General features: G+C 35.9%; 16 protein-coding genes and 3 pseudogenes. 11 read left to right on the forward strand and 8 right to left on the reverse strand.

Annotation, left to right across the window (positions count from 1 at the left end; genetic code table 11):
- The first annotated feature begins 19 nt into the window (after nucleotides 1-19).
- Nucleotides 20-859 (forward strand): BglG family transcription antiterminator LicT, encoded by an 840-nt coding sequence (gene licT, locus ACQKMH_RS07925; protein ID WP_427586854.1) that lies wholly within the window; start codon nucleotides 20-22, stop codon nucleotides 857-859.
- 622 nt (nucleotides 860-1,481) lie between these two features.
- Here licT and ACQKMH_RS07930 read toward each other — a convergent pair.
- Complete coding sequence (locus tag ACQKMH_RS07930) at nucleotides 1,482-2,840, reverse strand: TrkH family potassium uptake protein (RefSeq protein WP_427586855.1); 1,359 nt, start codon at nucleotides 2,838-2,840, stop codon at nucleotides 1,482-1,484.
- 600 nt (nucleotides 2,841-3,440) lie between these two features.
- Here ACQKMH_RS07930 and ACQKMH_RS07935 point away from each other — a divergent pair.
- Nucleotides 3,441-3,695 (forward strand): annotated as a pseudogene (locus ACQKMH_RS07935) (IS5/IS1182 family transposase); the annotation flags it as partial.
- Between the two features lie 67 nt (nucleotides 3,696-3,762).
- Here ACQKMH_RS07935 and ACQKMH_RS07940 read toward each other — a convergent pair.
- The 6 genes from ACQKMH_RS07940 to ACQKMH_RS07965 form a co-directional block, all read right to left on the reverse strand.
- Nucleotides 3,763-4,248, reverse strand: coding sequence for a DUF2690 domain-containing protein (locus ACQKMH_RS07940; protein ID WP_427586856.1), 486 nt, complete (start codon nucleotides 4,246-4,248; stop codon nucleotides 3,763-3,765).
- A 267-nt stretch (nucleotides 4,249-4,515) separates the two neighbouring features.
- Nucleotides 4,516-4,728, reverse strand: a complete 213-nt coding sequence (locus ACQKMH_RS07945; RefSeq protein WP_427586857.1) for a hypothetical protein — start codon at nucleotides 4,726-4,728, stop codon at nucleotides 4,516-4,518.
- A 556-nt stretch (nucleotides 4,729-5,284) separates the two neighbouring features.
- Complete coding sequence (locus ACQKMH_RS07950; RefSeq protein WP_427586858.1) at nucleotides 5,285-5,650, reverse strand: GntR family transcriptional regulator; 366 nt, start codon at nucleotides 5,648-5,650, stop codon at nucleotides 5,285-5,287.
- Nucleotides 5,650-6,303 carry an ABC-2 transporter permease gene (locus ACQKMH_RS07955; RefSeq protein WP_427586859.1) on the reverse strand — a complete coding sequence of 218 codons (654 nt, stop codon included), beginning with the start codon at nucleotides 6,301-6,303 and terminating at the stop codon, nucleotides 5,650-5,652. The genes ACQKMH_RS07950 and ACQKMH_RS07955 overlap by 1 nt, the downstream gene beginning before the upstream one ends.
- Nucleotides 6,296-7,150 carry an ABC transporter ATP-binding protein gene (locus ACQKMH_RS07960; protein WP_427586860.1) on the reverse strand — a complete coding sequence of 285 codons (855 nt, stop codon included), beginning with the start codon at nucleotides 7,148-7,150 and terminating at the stop codon, nucleotides 6,296-6,298. Before ACQKMH_RS07960 ends, ACQKMH_RS07955 begins: the two co-directional genes overlap by 8 nt.
- Nucleotides 7,151-7,554: 404 nt before the next feature.
- Entirely contained in the window at nucleotides 7,555-7,830 is a 276-nt protein-coding gene (locus ACQKMH_RS07965; RefSeq protein WP_427586861.1) for a hypothetical protein, read from the reverse strand.
- A gap of 353 nt (nucleotides 7,831-8,183) precedes the next feature.
- On the opposite strand from ACQKMH_RS07965, the gene ACQKMH_RS07970 reads away from it, so the two are divergent.
- The 5 genes and pseudogenes from ACQKMH_RS07970 to ACQKMH_RS07990 all read left to right on the forward strand — a co-directional run.
- On the forward strand, nucleotides 8,184-9,533 hold the full coding sequence (locus tag ACQKMH_RS07970) for a TrkH family potassium uptake protein (protein ID WP_427586862.1): 1,350 nt from the start codon (nucleotides 8,184-8,186) through the stop codon (nucleotides 9,531-9,533).
- A 494-nt stretch (nucleotides 9,534-10,027) separates the two neighbouring features.
- Complete coding sequence (locus tag ACQKMH_RS07975; RefSeq protein ID WP_427586863.1) at nucleotides 10,028-11,239, forward strand: MFS transporter; 1,212 nt, start codon at nucleotides 10,028-10,030, stop codon at nucleotides 11,237-11,239.
- Between the two features lie 392 nt (nucleotides 11,240-11,631).
- A complete protein-coding gene (locus ACQKMH_RS07980) occupies nucleotides 11,632-12,834 on the forward strand; it encodes a macrolide family glycosyltransferase (protein WP_427586864.1) in 1,203 nt (400 codons plus the stop codon).
- Nucleotides 12,835-12,953: 119 nt separating this feature from the next.
- On the forward strand, nucleotides 12,954-13,121 hold the full coding sequence (locus tag ACQKMH_RS07985) for a hypothetical protein (RefSeq protein WP_427586865.1): 168 nt from the start codon (nucleotides 12,954-12,956) through the stop codon (nucleotides 13,119-13,121).
- Between the two features lie 313 nt (nucleotides 13,122-13,434).
- A pseudogene (locus ACQKMH_RS07990) lies at nucleotides 13,435-13,617 on the forward strand (IS3-like element ISBce13 family transposase); the annotation flags it as partial.
- Between the two features lie 39 nt (nucleotides 13,618-13,656).
- Here the strand turns inward: ACQKMH_RS07990 and ACQKMH_RS07995 are convergent.
- A pseudogene (locus ACQKMH_RS07995) lies at nucleotides 13,657-13,886 on the reverse strand (GntR family transcriptional regulator); the annotation flags it as partial.
- Between the two features lie 133 nt (nucleotides 13,887-14,019).
- Between ACQKMH_RS07995 and ACQKMH_RS08000 the strand changes: the two are divergent.
- The 4 genes from ACQKMH_RS08000 (at nucleotide 14,020) to ACQKMH_RS08015 (ending at nucleotide 16,825) form a co-directional block, all read left to right on the forward strand.
- The gene (locus ACQKMH_RS08000) at nucleotides 14,020-14,652 is read left to right on the forward strand and encodes an FMN-binding negative transcriptional regulator (RefSeq protein WP_427586866.1); all 633 of its coding nucleotides are present in this window, start codon (nucleotides 14,020-14,022) and stop codon (nucleotides 14,650-14,652) included.
- A gap of 184 nt (nucleotides 14,653-14,836) precedes the next feature.
- Nucleotides 14,837-15,475 carry a LysE family translocator gene (locus tag ACQKMH_RS08005; RefSeq protein WP_427586867.1) on the forward strand — a complete coding sequence of 213 codons (639 nt, stop codon included), beginning with the start codon at nucleotides 14,837-14,839 and terminating at the stop codon, nucleotides 15,473-15,475.
- 82 nt (nucleotides 15,476-15,557) lie between these two features.
- Nucleotides 15,558-16,268 carry a B3/B4 domain-containing protein gene (locus tag ACQKMH_RS08010; RefSeq protein WP_427586868.1) on the forward strand — a complete coding sequence of 237 codons (711 nt, stop codon included), beginning with the start codon at nucleotides 15,558-15,560 and terminating at the stop codon, nucleotides 16,266-16,268.
- A gap of 140 nt (nucleotides 16,269-16,408) precedes the next feature.
- Nucleotides 16,409-16,825, forward strand: coding sequence for an NUDIX hydrolase (locus tag ACQKMH_RS08015; RefSeq protein WP_427586869.1), 417 nt, complete (start codon nucleotides 16,409-16,411; stop codon nucleotides 16,823-16,825).
- Nucleotides 16,826-16,866 lie beyond the last annotated feature (41 nt).

The following is a 16,866-nucleotide window of genomic DNA, read 5'->3' on the forward strand; positions in this document are numbered from 1 at the left end:
GTAGGTAGGTGAATAAAAGATGAGAATCAAAAAGATTTTCAACAATAATGTTCTTTTGGCGAAAAATGACAATAAAGAAATTGTTATCATGGGAAAGGGAATAGGGTATCTCAAAAAAACAGGTGATAAAGTAGATATGTCGATTGTTGATAAGACATTCATTTTGGAAACAAATGGACTATCTGAAAAGTTGGCTCAACTGGTTAGCGAGATTCCAGCAGGATATTTAGAAATTTCAAATGAGATCATCCAATATGCAAAGCATAAGTTGGATGCATCTTTCAATGATAATATCTACCTTACATTAACGGATCACATTAGTTTCGCTATTATTCGATACGAACAAGGTATCGAAATGAAAAATGCACTGCTATGGGAAATAAAAAAGCTTTACAAAAAGGAATATAATGTCGCTTTAGAGGCTTTGGAGCTAATTGAAAAAGAAACAGGAGTAAGACTCCCAGAAGATGAAGCCGGGTCAATTGCTATGCATTTTATAAATGCCCAGCAAGGAGGACGCGGTATGGAACAAACGACGACAATGACCAAAATCATTAATAATATTTTAAACATCGTTAAATACCATTATGGCATAGACTTGGATGAAGATTCTCTGAACTATAACCGTTTTTTGACGCATTTAAGGTACTTGGCTTATCGTTTACTAAACCGAGAGCTAATTTCTGAAGAAGAAAATTCTTGGTATGACCAGGTGAAAACTAAATACGTTGAAGCATTTGAGTGTGCTGAAAAAGTGAAATTATATTTAGAGAAATCATATGATACTAAGATTACAAAAGATGAAATGGTCTATTTTATGATACATATTCATCGAGTCACAGGTAGAGAGCAAAAGTAAAACTGATAGGAGGATTTTAAATTGTGTATTGTGTTACTTAAGGCCGTCAATTGCCGAACTGCCGGTACATCATCTCATCAGATAATGGCGGCAAATGAAGAAGGGGATTACTGGAAAGTTTGAAGTATTTAAGAGTGCATTCGGGAGATCAGGATGTATCGGAACAAGATACAATTTTGGAAAAAAGTAAGAACCATTGCAGAGCATTACCGTAATGAGAGGTCACTTCTTATGATGTGGAAGGCGGGCTTAATGGGACGGAGCGGAATGCAAAGAGAACATTAAGTGTGTTTGTCACTTTCGGCGCTATTTTGCGCTAGTTTTGTAGTTTTGAGTGCTATAACTTTAAAACCCAGCTACCTTCACATGAGAAGATTAGCTGGGTTTCTTAATTATTTATTCAACAATCGCGCCCATTGCGGAATAGAGTAACCGTTGCTTATCACTTTACTACCCTTTTATAATATGGGTATTTTTAACAATCGTCGTAACAAAAATAATCTATTCAGTTGCAACCATACCACTATTTTGATATGGCAAATCATTTTTTATGTCTTCTTATTGCGGGTGGTAACAACTTTGCTGGTATTACCCCATGCTGTAGGCACGGTCCTACCCGATGTTAACCTGTAATAACTTTCTCTTTTGGATAATGATAATCATCTTCCTTATAGTCTTCTCCTCCGATGATAAAAAAGAAAGAAGTCAAACCAATTCTTCCAATAAACATTAAAATCATAAGAATACATTTCGCAAAAATACTAAGATCTGGGGTAATCCCCATGGATAAGCCTACTGTACCGAAGGCAGAGCAAACTTCCAAAAAGATAGCAACAAGCTGCTGCTGATTATCGGAAATACTTATAGCAATAACCGATATGAAGCACATGACGATAGCTAAAAACGTAATGGCTAATGATTTCAAAATATCATACTGATGAAGTTCACGATTAAAGACTTTGATATCACGCTTTCCTTTCGCAAAGTTATAAATAAATAATAAATTTAAAGCGAGCGTAGTCGTCCTGATTCCACCGCCCATAGAATTGGGAGATCCGCCTATAAACATGAAAATACTCATAACTAGAAGCGTAGGCATTGAAAATTCTGTAATATCCATTGTAGTAAATCCGGTGCTTCTTGTAGTCGCTGATTGGAAAAAAGCATAAAAAAACGCTTTATGCCATGACACATCCTTAAAAAAATGTTGAAATTCAAGTAGCAAAATAAGGATTGTCCCAATAACAAGAAGAACTCCGTATGTAATTGTCGTTAACTTTGTAAATAATGAAAAACGGAAAGGGTATTCACTATTTTTCCTAGATAAATATTTCTTCACTTCTATTAATACAGGAAACCCAATTGCTCCAATGATAATTTGTATAATCGTTATCATTTGCACAAAATAATCATTCGCATAAGGAATATAAGATTCTCCGGTTATATCCATACCAGCATTTGTCGTCGCGCAAACCGATGCAAATAGGCCTTGAAGAAATGCTTCCTTCCAAGAAGGATAATAATCCAAGAAATGAAATCCCAAAATGAGTCCTCCGAAAAGTTCAATAAAGAGAATCATCTTTAGAATATCCCGAACTAAACGAACGAGTCCTGATAATTCAAACTGATTATTGTCAATCATTATTAGACGCCGTTTTTTTAATCCAATTTTCTGGCCCAAAAGTATCCAAAAAAATGTGCTCATGGCCATAATGCCAATGCCCCCAAATTGTAACACGAGCATAATAATAAAATACCCAAATACGCTATAAGTTTCCGATATATTAAATATGGTCATACCTGTGTCAGTCACTACACTGACAGCCATGAAAACTTTATCGAAAAAAGACACTTCTACCCGAGGTTTATAAACCTCGGGAAGGCTAAATAGTAGAATTGATATAATAATTGCTAGTAAATAATAGCCTGTAATAATTTGGGCAGGCGAACGTTTTTCCAGCCAGACTCGTACTATACTCAAATTGCACCCCCTCCAATTTTTTTCGTATTCCTTTTATTACTTAAATATATTATGTAGCTTTAAGTTTTTTTTATACAAAGTAGGGGTAACACTCAAGGGCGAGAAAAACAGACAAAGGTTTTAAACTCATTCAGAAAAAAGCCATTTGTCAAAGTCATGATGCTACTCCTTTAGTTACTTAGCCCTTAAAATTACTCCTGATGGATATTTATAGAATTTGTTCCAAAACTCGTTCCAAAACTTGTGTGTTTTCGGTATTGAAAAAGGATCTTCATCGAAGTTCCTTTCAGAATGTAGACAAACTCGATGAAAATCGAGTTTGTCTACATTTTTTTATGGCTTGTACAATTTGGCCTTTGATTTCCACTCCAGGCACTCGCTTTCCCCGGGGGGGGCCGGGAGCCTCCTCGGCTTTCGCCTGCGGGGGGTCTCCCCTGGACTCGCTTTTCCCGCAGGAGTCTCGTACCTTCCGTTCCAATCAACTTTGTTTCAACTTTTAGATAGAACACTTTAGTCATTTTTGTTTCAAAATGGAAAGAAGCCTTTTCTACCAGATAAATTTGATAAAGAAGAGCCCAAAGAGATTAAAGAAAGTACAACGCTTATAAAACACCAGCGATTACAAGCTACCTATTTAACAAAGAAATCATACCGGCTTTACCTTATACACGTCCTCGCACAAAAGAAGGATTCTTCTACAAACAGGACTATGTATACGATGAATATTTTGATTGTTACCTTTGCCCTTCAGGAGAGCTATTAAAGTACTCAACAACAAATAAAGAGGGCTTTCGCGAGTATAAATCCCCAAAACACATCTGTGCAACATGCTCATTTTTATCTCGGTGTAAGGAATTTCAAAAGGGGTTCGGAATTTTTTAATTCCGAACCCCTTTCAGTTTGTTTAATTAAATTCTTCGGATTAGTACCAACCAGTCATTCCTGAGGCTATGCCCCAATTGATATAGCCTTTAGCCTTAGCTTTATACCCAGCACCATTATACACTTGAGCGGTATAACAGGAGGTTTGACCTTTCATTATCGCCCCGTTACCACCACCACTAGCACAAGTATATCTCTTTCTGTAAGTACCACTACTAGTGTAACTATACAGCGTTGCATTCGCATAGTAAGCACCGTTATCGTACGGAGCGGCACGATAAAGATTTATTTTACCCCAAGATGTTTTACACTTCGCACTCCATTTCAGCTCCATTTTTCCATAAATATTATCGTCACTGTCACCAATATAACTATAGGATTTGGTGACTGCATCATTTGCACAACCTGTTGAAACAGGGTCTGAACCATCATAAGATAGGGCAAATGCTTTATTTATTGGTGTAATTGCAAAAAACAGACCAAAGACCAGAGTAACGATCATCCCAATATTTAATAATTTTTTCATTATAACAAACTCTCCTAAAAACATTACCATGTAAAAATTTGTATTACGATGAACTAAGGAACTATTTACATTTATATAAAAACGACCATTTTTTAGACAGCAACTAAGCAAAAAAGCTACTAAAGTGTTAATTTTCTGAAATTAAATTAAAAAAGAAATCAAATGATGAATACTATATATAAATCTAGTTACTTATCGGCATGACAATTACTTAGCAAAATTCTTGATACAATTGCGCTCGTTTATAGATAAAGCACACCAATCCTATTAATCTTCGATGCTTACCAGTTCTGCTTTGACAATTTGATACTTGCTCAATACAACTTTTTTTCCATCGGCATCTTCCACAGCAATAAGATTTACTGCGATACCTGAAAGGTTCCATTCAAGCGAACCTTCAATTCGAATGTTTTGGAGCAGTTCACCGTTTGTTAATGTAATATGGTAGATATGAACCTTCTTATTATCCTTCTTATTCAAAATGTATGTTCTCCTCTCAGCTTTTTGATGAATTTTATGGTATTTCTATAGTTCGATAGTTTAACAGAATCTCCTGCTATTGAGTATTTGATGGATAGTTGTACTGTATATCTTATTCACTTCCAGTTAACATATACAGGGGTTATCGGTAGTTAATTAGGTTCAATTTCCTCGGCAGTAAAGACAACACTACTTATAAATTCGTCCTGCGCAGGAGCAGTTGAACGGTTCAAAAATCCATCTATCTTCACATAAGGAAAATAGATGGGTTTCTTAATTATTTACATCCAATCATTTATAGAACCATTCTGATCGGTTTAATAATAAATCGACTGCTCATTGTTCGGCAATTGCACCCGTTTGCGGAACATCTTAATTTTAAACAGAAACGGCATTTTGTCACCTGCTCATCCGATGTGAATTTTTATAAACAGTATATCTTTTAAAGTCTGAATGTTTATAACAAAGTTCGGTCAAAAAATCTGTGCTGATTGCAGGATCTTTTTAGCTCAGCAATCGGGCCAAATTGCAGATGTCGTATGGCAGGTGTATTTTCTTAATAAACCTTCTTCAGAAGCTCAAAAACCTCTTCTATGGTAAGGCCAAGGGATTTGTAATAAGAAGTGTCAACAACCATTTGCTTCATGATCATTTCATTACGTTTTTGAAGCATATCACCGGGTGAGAGTTCGGCTACAAAACACCCTTTACCAGTTATAGTATAAATCAAATCACTTCGTTCAAGTTCTTCCCAAGCTTTTTTTATAGTGATAACACTAACGCTCAATTCTTTGGCTGCTTGTCGTATTGGGGGTAAACTATAACCTTTTTCTATCTCACCCTTGAGAATTTTAGCGCTGATTTGTTCAAAAAGCTGCTGATAGATTGGTTTTTCAGATGTGTTTGAAATAGCTATGTTCATTAAATATCCACTTTCTCCAATCGTTTAATGGCTATATTGCAGGCTGCAATAGTGAATACTGTAAATATTGCAATTCCGGCAATCAGAATTGATATTTGAAGCGCTGTACTATCGGCACCAGAACCATTGAAAATGTCAAACACAAAAGAATTCTGGATTCCCAACCATTGTGCACCTCCGGAAAAAACCAAAGCAGCCGTAATGGATGCAGTCGCCGCAAGACCATATTTATACGCCGTTTTGTAATATAAGGAGATAAAGATAATGTTGAAGATTGCAAGCATGACAAAACACAGCCCCCAAAAACCCATATGTGGTGCGAAGAAATAGTAGGTCATATCCGGGTACAAGTGAATCGTGAACAAACCAAAGATCATTGCTATCACAATATGCAATAATTCCAGGATAACAATAACGGTTACTCTTGCCTTCACTATGTCTTTTCTGGATACAGGCATTGTCGTGGTAAATATTAGATCGTTCTGCGCTTTAAATTGAGCACAAATATTTGGCACCGAGATCCAGAAAAAATACTGAAGAACGATAAAATAAATCCAGCTGGGAATAAGCATTAAGGCGCCTGCAAAAAAAGGCAGTGCCAGAAACCAAGGACTTATTCCTAATCTTAAATCCTTCATCACTAATTTATACATACATATCCTCCTTTTTCGCGAAATAAATCATGATTTCCTCGAGACTTGGTATGGTTGCTTTTATATCAGAAGAGGTATCGAAGTCGCATGAGCGGATCAATCCCGTAAAGCCGAATGAATTGATTTTATATGAAATCAACCTCTCTTTCACCTGGTTCAGCTGGGTTTCATTTCCGTTCAGCAGGCGATAGGATTCCTTAAATTCTTCTTTTTCCGAGCTGTGGATGATTTGGCCGTTTTCGATAAAGGTAATTAAATCCGCGCATTTCTCCAAGTCAGATGTAATATGCGTAGAGAAGAGAATGCTGATTTCACCATTTAATACGAGTTCTTGAAAAATATCCAACAAATCATCTCTTGCGACCGGGTCGAGTCCGCTTGTTGGCTCATCGAGAATGAGAAGATTCGCACCATGGGACAAGGCAAGGGCTAAGCTGTACTTTACTTTCATTCCCTTTGACAAGTCGACGATTTTTTTGTTTTCGTCCAGCTTGAATCTTTTCAGATAGTTGTAATAGGTTTCATCATCCCAATTCTTATAGAACTTCTTGATCACATCGGTCAATTTCTTGATTTTGCTTCGAGTATAGAAATCGATGCCGCCAAATGCGAATCCGATGTCCTGTTTCAATTCGAGTTCATGTTCAGCCATGTTCTTGCCCAGAATGTGCACCTCGCCGCTTTCCAATTGAATCATATTCAAAATCGATTTGATGGTGGTTGTTTTTCCTGCGCCATTGGCACCGATAAAACCCATAATATAACCCTTTTCCAGCTGAAACGATACATCCTTTAAATGAAAATCTCTATACTTTTTATTTAAACCTTTAACCTCCAAAGCGATCATATGGCATCTCCCTTGTGTATATCGTATATGTACAATATATGCTTTAGTGTGCAATAAGTTGTTGAAAAAAAATACTTTATTTCAAAACTTCATTAAAGTTACTTAAACTTTATTTCAACTCTCCATTATGTGCATAATCTGTTACTCAACAATATGATCCGTTTGCTGAAAATAATTAAAAACGCCCCTTAAGCTATCTGCTAATTTTTATTATTTGTTCCAAAACTCGCCCTTTTCTGAACACGCAACATTGCCTTTTGAAAAGGGAGTTTTTTATTACCATTCACGTTATAAAACCCTGCATTATTCTACGTCCATTAACCTATTAAAATCCTTCTAATATTACAATTAAATCAAAGGGGAAATGAGAAATGACGACCTTGGTTGACGATTATTTTAGATGATTACAGCCGAGCAGCGATTTGACGTAAATAATGAAGAAACCCAGCTAATCTTCTCATGTGAAGGTAGCTGGGTTTTAAAGTTGGATGTGCAAAATAACCCTTAAAATAATCGCAAATATCACCTAAAATAACAAACACTTCTTCTTTTAACAACACTTCGTTTACATTCCATAAATCTTTCATTAATAGCTTTATAAAGATAGCTATACAAATAATATCCAAAGCTATAATTAATACTGTCTTTTTAGATTTATAAATATACTCCACCTTGTACAACAATCTTCCTAAAAGAAATTATTCTTAATGAAACAATACTTACCCGTTAGTTCCATAAGAAAAGGAGCTGATGATCAGCTCCCGGTAATGAAGTAAAGCACCTGTAAGTTTATAAAACTTATTGTTGAGTTGCCACAAACTGTGCGTTAAGCAAAATTGAATAAATCAAAAAATTACTTTATTTAAACTAGATTTGTATAACGTTTTCATTCGATCCTATGAGGTCTTCTTCAACGGGGTATTTTATTTTCTTGATTTAATAGACAAATTATTATAAGTTGAAATGGTGCATTGGTACTTTAATATAGTATCAGGTATAAGTTTGTCAAAAAACATATAGAAGTTGGAGAGAAATGAATAGTATAGAGAACTTAACAAAACGACTATCTGCTGCTCAAATAATTGTTTTTTATTACCTAGTAGCTGTAGTGGTTTCAACGATTTTATTGCTGCTACCTATTACTCAAAAGCAGGATGCAGAACTCGCATTTATTGATGGGGTATTCATTTCTATTAGTGCGGTAACTGTAACAGGATTATCTACGGCAGATGTAAGCCAGCTGCTTAGTGTTCCCGGTACGTTTATTTTTACAATCATCCTCCAGTTTGGGGGAATTGGGATCGTGGCTTTCGGAACAATACTGTGGCTATCAGGAAAGAAAATAGGACTCAGGGCAAGAATACTCATGACGACAGAACAAAACAGCCCCACTTTTTCCGGGATAGTTCGGTTCATACGAATGATTTTCTTTTTCTTTGTCATGATTGAACTATTAGGGGCTGTTGTCTTCGGTACATATTTTTTAAAGTATTTCCCAACATGGCAAGAGGCTTATTTGCAGGGTTTCTTCGCCTCTGTGTCTGCTACGACAAATGCTGGTTTTGATATCACAGGAAAATCACTGATTCCGTTTGCAGACGATTATTTTGTCCTGACCCTAAATATAGTACTCTTTATTATCGGATCCCTTGGGTTTCCTGTTTTAATGGAAGTAGGTCAGTGGCTCAGGCATAAGGGAAAGACACCATTCCGGTTCTCCTTGTTCACAAAAATTACAACCGCAACTTTTTTCATACTGATCGTAATTGGAGCCATTCTCGTTTATCTGTTTGAGTACAGTCATTTCTATTCAGATAAGACTTGGCATCAATCCTTTGTCCATTCTTTGTTTTATTCGACATCTTCAAGGACTGGCGGAATGGCAATCAGCGACGTCAATCAATTTTCAGTACCTACCCTTTTGTTACTGAGTATTTTTATGTTCATAGGGGCATCCCCCAGCAGTGCTGGGGGTGGGATAAGAACCACCACGTTTGCTGTGATGCTGCTTGCCATTTACAACTATGCGAAAGGGAACAGAACAATAAAAATATTCAAAAGGGAGATCGATGAGGAAGATATCATCAAGTCATTCATCGTTTTTACTACAGGTATGATACTGTGCAGTGTGGCAGTTGTCATTCTTACATGCATTGAATCTGCCTTTTCCCTAATGGAAATTTTATTCGAAGTTTCCTCTGCTTTTGGTACTGTAGGCCTTTCGCTTGGCATTACACCGGAATTGAGTACTGCTGGGAAGGTCGTAATCATGATTTTAATGTTTATAGGGAAAATCGGGATGTTTACCTTCTTATTCAGTATGGGGGGCAAACCAGTTAAACATGCGTATCACTATCCCAAAGAGCGCATCATTATAGGGTGAAAAATGTACTATTGCAAAGGTAATCCAATAATAAAGGATAAAAATGGTAATCCACATACAAAAGTGCATCAATTGTCTGAAGAAATAGTGTTAACTACCTACCGAATATGTAACGAAGTAAAAAAACAACATTCATTGCGAAGTTAATTTGGAAATTTAGAGATGGAAGATGGAAAATGTTTTTTCACCAAGGTACAAAACAACTCCTTCGCTTTAGTTTCTTACTGAACTAATGGGTGCGTGAGCTTAAGATCGGAGCTGTCTTTAAGGCAGCTTTTTCTTTATGCAACTAACGGGGCAGGTTAGTTGAAGAAGAAATGATATTAGTGAGGGTGTTATTGGATGAATTTATAGAATTATATAAAGAAATTTTATTGCATCTGTACTGATATCAAATGGTATTATTTAGTTATAGATAATGTGTAACATTTTACCAATAACGAGTGCGTTCAGATGCAAATTGAAGGTAATTCTATAAGAAAAAAGGTGAATGAATGACCAGTTGGAAGAATCCTATTCTTTTAATATCAGGAATAGGGGTTTCATATTTAGGGAATTGGATTTACTTAATTGCACTTAATATTTCGATATTAAACTTAACTGGCTCTGCAACAGCAGTTGCGGGGCTCTATATTATAAGGCCTATTGCCGTATTAATCACTAATACGTGGTCCGGGAGTGTCATTGATCGTGTTAATAAACGAAGATTAATGATTTCTATTGATATTATAAGAGGTGTCTTAATATTTGTGATTCCTTTCTTATCATCATTATGGACTATATATACAGTCCTTTTATTAATTAATATTGCCGGTTCATTCTTTGGTCCAAGTTCATCCGTTTACATAACAAAGCTGGTACCTCCTGTAAATCGAAAACGATTTAATTCGATTATGAGTTTGGCCAGCTCCGGTGCATTTTTATTAGGACCAGCTATTTCAGGGATACTTATTATGTATGTAGGGACAGAATTATGCATTGTAATTAATGCGATTACTTTTATAATTTGTGCATTTTTCATCTATCTTCTTCCTGACGTTGATGAAGATCTAGATAATATAAGAGAGCCAGTACGGTGGAAAACTCTCATAAACGATTGGAAAGCAGTTAGGGAATTTACTAAGTTTGCAAAGTTCTTTGTATCCGTTTACTTATTGTTTCAATGTGCAATGCTAATTGGCTTTGCACTAGATTCACAAGAGGTTACTTTTATTAAACAGCACTTGGAGTTGTCTGATAGTGATTATGGCTTAATTGTAAGTATTACTGGTATTGGGGCATTGGGAGGAGCCACTGTCGCTGCCGTTGTATCTAAGAAGTTGCAACTAAGGTTATTTATAGGTGCTGGAATGTTACTGACAACAATAGGATATGTTTTGTTTTATGCATCTTTTAACTTTATAACCGCAACATTGGCCTTTGTATTATTAGGCTTCTTTATGGCATTTGCGAATGCAGGATATGCTACCTTTTTTCAAAGTAATGTACCAGTAGCAATTATGGGAAGGTTCGGTAGTATCGCAGATATGGTTCAAGGTATAATTCAAATTGGATTGACACTGCTCTTAGGGTTTACAATAGAATGGTTTTCATTACAAGTTGTTTGTATTATTTTTTCTATTGTCGGAGCAATTCTTGCAACCGTACTTTTCATTACAATATTTATTCCTTCAAAGGCTGGTTATTTTGAAGAAAATAAAAAATAATTACTGTTTAAACTTAAAATATCTTAATGAACTAACGGGATGCGTTAGCTGAAGATCGGAGCTGTCTCTAAGGCGGCTTTTTCTTATGGAACTAAAGGGGCAGTATAGTTGTTGAATAAACTGAACTTGTTTTTATGTATATAGAAAGAGTGAATACGAGATTATTGGAGTCATTTGATCTTGTTTTAATGGTAACGGATTCATACTATGATGATTTTAGGCTGTTTGAAACACTAAATAATCGAGGATTGTCTCACGAGGGTGATTAGGAGTTTGAGATTTTCAAGTATTGTACTATTATAAAATTAAAATTATTTGAGTTGGGAAGGGGATGGGATGGGACAGTGACCCTTACTCTTACACAATTTAGAATTACTTAAGGAGTGGTAAAAATGGCACGTGTTTTATTTATTAATGGTGGATCAGAAGGACATATCAATCCAACTATTGGAGTGGTGCAAGAGCTTATTTCGCGTGGAGAAGAGGTAGTGTACTTTACGATAGAAGCTTTTCGAGAGCGTATTGAGAAGACAGGGGCTACTGTACGAACATTTGACGGTCAAAAATTTTTAAAAGCCTTTATCTCAGGTGGAAGAAATTATTTACTCGAAAGAATCAACGGTCTTTTACATACGGTAGATATCGTCATACCTAGCGTCCTTGAACAGATCAAAGGAGAGCATTTTGATTACATCATCCATGATTCCATGTTTGGCTGTGGACGTTTACTTGCCCAAATCCTTAAGCTTCCCGCCATCAATTCTTGTACTTCTTTTGCGCAGACAAAAGCATCATTCGATAAAATGCTGGAACAGCTTTCTAAAGAAATTCCTCCAGAAATAGTTAAACCTATACACGATGAATTTCAAAGACTGACGGTAATGGTGAAGGAAGAATATGATGTGGAGATCCATTCTACTTACGAAGTTTTTTGTAATCCTGCACCACTTACCATTGTTTATACAACTAGGGAGTTTCAACCTTTTAAAGAAGCATTCGACCAAACTTACAAATTTGTAGGTCCATCCATCTCTTCACGATTAAAACAGGATAACTTTGACCTCGCTACGATCAAAGGAAAAAGTCCCATTTACATTTCTCTCGGGACAGTTTTTAACCGTGATGTTGATTTTTATAAGCTTTGTTTTAAAGCATTTGGAAATAGCGATCACACGGTTGTAATGTCGATCGGGAAACAAACCCCACTAATTGATTTAGGAGAAATCCCCCAAAACTTCATTGTAAGAAATTATGTTCCACAAACGGAAGTGCTAAAATACACTAAATTATTTATCACACATGGTGGAATGAATAGTACCAATGAGGGCCTCTACTATGGGGTTCCGCTAATTGTCATCCCACAAAGCGCGGATCAGCCGATGATTGCAGGGCAAGTTGCCAATATCGGAGCCGGTATTAAATTACACATGCAAAGCTTGACTGCAAATCAACTACGTGAGGCCGCAGATCATGTGTTAAACGACCCAACTTTCCATAAAACTGTTGCAAGTATAAGGGAATCCTTTCAAAAATCGGGTGGATATCACCAAGCCGTGGATGAGATTATTGAATTTAAAAGTAAATATGATATCTAATTTCTATTGATTAAGGAACTTAAAAATGAAAGGGAGTAGTCAGGAAAATGCGGATATACAACGTTAAGCATATTTCCTGGCGATTACCTTGATTATAATAACATTAAGAAACTTTTGGGTTGGCTGCTGGAAGTATTGAAGGTGCTGGTTCCTTCTCTAATATCTTGTTGATGATGCTTTTTGTAAGTTCCACCTTTGTTCCTGTCGATCGAGTGCCAAAGGTAGTTCGCCTCTTTGCAGAAAATCAACCAATGACACCAATTTTCAATCAATCAGAAATCTATTAAATTCACATGCTGTTGGAAATGATTTATGGGTGTCTATTGGTTGGATGCTGTTAATTATAAGGATTTCAAATATATTTGGAATGAAAGTTTATAGGAGAGTATAAACAATTAACAATATTTATTTAAATTCACTCGGAGCTATAGTGGTTTTGAAATAAAGTCCCTATGTTTTAAAAAAAGATGTGATGTTTTACCCCTTCGGATATATGGATCTGAAGGGGTGTTTAATAAAAGTTAGGAACATAACGGTAAAGTTGACCGGGGCTGCATTAGTCGCGATTGCTGTATTTAATGTACTGACTTCTTAGCCATATACATTAATACCTGTATAGAATCCTATCATGCCCTATTAAAAAAGGAAGAAGTCAACTACGTACAATATCTAGGCTATCAAACAGCTAAATTAGCGATGTTCCAAATTATTGAAGGTTGGTATAACCGAAAAATAATTCATAGAAGCTTGGTCTATCAAATCCCACAAGTCATTGAAGATTGAATAGGAATACAGCTTAAGATTTAACTTTTTGGTGTCCAAAATATATTTTCCTTTTCGGCACTCTCCACGAATATATTTCCTTCAGCAACAAGTTGTTCATATGCTATTAAAAGTATACGGCTTATATGTAAGGAATCTGCAAGTTAAAGAATGGCGGGTAATTGCTCATTCGCCAAAATGTCTCCTGGTTCAATCTATGATTTAAATTTCTCATAGATTTGTTTGTATTTTTGGGACTTATCATTAAAAGTAAAAATGGTATTATTCATTTACATTCCATCTGACATGTATATTTGTTTATTATTGTATCTTTCTTCATGTCAATTTGTATAATATTATTTTTTTATCGAATATTTTTTTTTATTGCTTATATTTTTAAAAACTCAAATACAAGTTGAAAGGATGATTTTTGTGTACATTCCTAAGCAATATCGTATGAAAAATGAAGAGGCAGTTCAAATTATGAAGTCTAACCCATTTGCCTTAATGATTACTGTTGATGAACATCGTCCCTTGGCTACGCATATTCCTTTGGAAATTCGGGAAGATGAAGGGAAAATCTATGCGACTGGGCACATTGCATACGGGAACATGCAGAAAAAAACTTTAGACAATAATAGCGATGTGTTACTCATTTTTCAAGGGCAGCACGCTTACATTTCATCAAGTTGGTATCAGTGCGAAGAGGTTCCTACATGGGACTATCTAGCTGTACATGCGTATGGAACAGCACGTGTTATCACTGAAGACGAGCTGAAATCGTCTTTGGAAACTATGCTTAAACACTATGAGTCTCACCGAGAAAATGGCCGAATCTGGGAAACTTATGATCCAGAGTTGCTTAAAAATGAAATGAAAGGAATAGTTGGCTTTGAAATTGAAATCACTTCTATTCAAGCTGCAGCCAAAATGAGTCAGAATCGTAATAACACCGATTACAAATCGATTCTTACAGAGCTTGAAAAATCAAATGAACAAGGGGAAATTCAGGTTGCTAAGTGGATGCGTGAGCAACGGAAAGGGTTATTTAAATGATGGCCTAATTATTACGTTTTGCTGGTGGCACCCCTAAAAGTAAAAACTGGTGTTTATCACTTTTTATCTCATTGGCCTGTGCATTTTTTCAGTATTGTACCAAAAAAAGTGTAACCTTGCTTTCACCGTTCAAGGAGGAGCCCAATCAAATCATGTGCAAAAATAAAACAAGGAGTTGCATTTTATGGAGTTTTCAAATATTTGGCTATTTGTAATTACAGCTGCTACATTGTTAATAATACCTGGACCAGCTGTGTTGTATATTATGGCAAGAAGTATAGATCAAGGGAAGAAAGCGGGCCTGGTATCAGTTCTTGGTGTATCTCTTGGTGGTTCTGTTCACGTTTTAGCTGGAGCAATTGGAGTTTCTGCGATCCTTATGACATCAGCAACAGCCTTTAATATCGTTAAATACTTGGGTGCTGCATATCTTATCTATCTGGGGTGTAAGACCTTATTTTCTACATCTAATAGAACGACTTCAGAAATTCCAAAAGCCCCTCGCAAAAAATTAGTAAAGATTTTTTACGAATCAGCGCTCGTAGAAGTAATGAATCCTAAGACAGCACTCTTTTTTTTAGCCTTCTTTCCGCAATTCATATCACCTTCTGCTGGATCAGTCACAGTACAATTTTTACTTTTAGGAACTATATTTATTATCCTAGCTTTTATTAGTGATGGTCTGTATGCAGTTCTTGCAGCGAGTATTAGAAAGCGGATTCTGGGTAGTAAAGCGAATTCGAAGTTACAGAATCGGATAACTGGTTATTTATATATTGTTCTAGGGGTATTCTCCGCCTTTGCGAGCCCCTCCAAAACATAAGAATGTTATGATGAAAATTTATCGTGTTGTTACACTACAAATAGCGATTCTACTAAGACAATAAGGAATGGAGAGATAATTTATGCCTAGATTTATCATTGAAGATGATTTTTGGTCGTTATTCCCTCATGCCAAAATAGGCACCGTTATCTGCCAGGGGGTTGATAATTCAATAAAGGACGTTGATTTCTACGAGAAGCTGCTGCAGGAGGCAGAGAAAGAAGCACATAAATTTCTCAAACTGGAGGAGTTCAGTAGTAATCCAGTCATATTCGTTTGGCGAGAAGCTTTTCAGAAATTCAAAACTAAGAAAGGGGCAAGGTGTTCCATTGAAGCTTTATTAAAAAGAGTGAAAAATGGCAATCACATCGGAACAATAAACCCGCTTGTTGACATCTATAATTCAATTTCATTGCGTTATGGGCTTCCATGTGGCGGAGAAGATATCGACACTTTTGTAGGTGATATTCGGCTAATGCAGGCAAATGGTAACGAACCGTTCATCCCGTTGGGAAATGATGAAAATGCTTCACCATATGAAGGTGAAGTTGTTTATAAAGATGATGACGGTGCAATATGCAGATGCTGGAATTGGCGTGAAACTCTGAGGACGATGCTAACAGAAAATACGAAAAATGCATTCCTCTGTATTGAATTAATAGATGAAACAAGAAGTGATGAGTTTCATATGGCGCTTAAAGAATTGTCTGATTTAGTGTCACATAAACTTGGTGGTATTGTGAAGATTGAAGTGTTAGATATTAATAATAGGGAAATTACAATCTTTGATTAGTCAAATAGCGTTTAAAAATGATACTTTGCTTTGGAAATGTTATGGAATTCGATTCATAGTACGATTTATCCAATGTTTTCAACGCGGCCAAGTTTTAATATAAGTGACCAGTGTATCTTAAAATTAAGAGGTGGTATGGTGTGAAGAGAGTAGATGTTGTATATGCGTTAATTTATGACGAAATATCAGAAAAAGTATTAATGGTTAATAATCAGCATTCAACTTGGTCACTACCAGGTGGGGCAGTTGAAATAGGAGAAACCTTAGAACAAGCTGTTATTCGGGAAACAAAAGAAGAAACAGGTTTAGTAATTGAAGTAGGAAGTATTATTGCGGTTAATGAGGCATTTTTTTCAAAGCAGGGACATCACGGTTTAATGATTACATTTGAAACAAAAGTTATTGATGGAGAAATTACAATTGAAGACAAGAATGAAATTGCTGAGATTAAATGGGTGGACATAAATACTGCTAATAACTTAATGCCTTACCATAGAGATGGAGTAGAAAGATTACTAAAATCCTCGTCACCTTACACTTTTCAGGGTGAATGTTAATAAACAAATTTATAACATAGAAGGGGTGCTTTAGTTCATTA

The sequence above is a fragment of the Peribacillus sp. NPDC097895 genome, assembly GCF_050277555.1.
GTDB lineage: Bacteria > Bacillota > Bacilli > Bacillales > DSM-1321 > Peribacillus.